This window comes from Paenibacillus sp. 7516, from assembly GCF_002272715.1.
In the GTDB taxonomy this organism is placed as follows: domain Bacteria; phylum Bacillota; class Bacilli; order Paenibacillales; family Paenibacillaceae; genus Paenibacillus; species Paenibacillus illinoisensis_A.
Genome location: NZ_NPBI01000053.1, coordinates 1 through 584, shown reverse-complemented (window position 1 = coordinate 584; position 584 = coordinate 1). Strand labels below are relative to the sequence as shown.

At 48.6% G+C, this 584-nt stretch carries 1 protein-coding gene; it reads left to right on the top strand.

Going from position 1 to position 584, the window contains the following annotated elements; all coding sequences use genetic code 11:
- The coding region (locus tag CHI14_RS29570; RefSeq protein WP_481856465.1) for an NADP(+)-dependent, decarboxylating phosphogluconate dehydrogenase at positions 1–584 on the top strand (584 nt) is incomplete at both ends.

Below are 584 nucleotides of genomic sequence, written 5' to 3'. Positions count from 1 at the left end.
TCCGTTGAGGAATTGCACGAAATCTTCACAGAGTGGAATCAAGGCGAACTGGACAGCTATCTGATCGAGATTACGGCGGATATATTCTCCAAATACGATCCGGAAACCGGCAAACCAATGGTTGACGTTATTCTGGATGCGGCTGGACAAAAAGGAACAGGCAAATGGACAAGCCAAAGCGCGCTGGATCTCGGCGTACCATTGTCCATGATTACGGAATCCGTATTCTCCCGTTTCCTGTCCGCGATGAAGGACGAGCGTGTAGCTGCGAGCAAAATCCTGAACGGACCGAAAACTGAAGCATTCTCCGGCGATAAAAAAGCGTTCATCGAGAGTGTACGCAAAGCATTGTTCGCAAGTAAAATCGTGTCCTACGCACAAGGCTTTGCCCAAATGCGTGCGGCTTCCGACGAGTATGGCTGGGATCTGAAATACGGTAACATCGCAATGATCTTCCGCGGCGGCTGCATTATCCGTTCGCAGTTCCTGCAAAACATCAAAGAAGCATATGACAAAGATGCAGCACTCAAAAACCTGCTTCTGGATCCATACTTCCAAAACATTGTTGAATCCTACCAGGATGC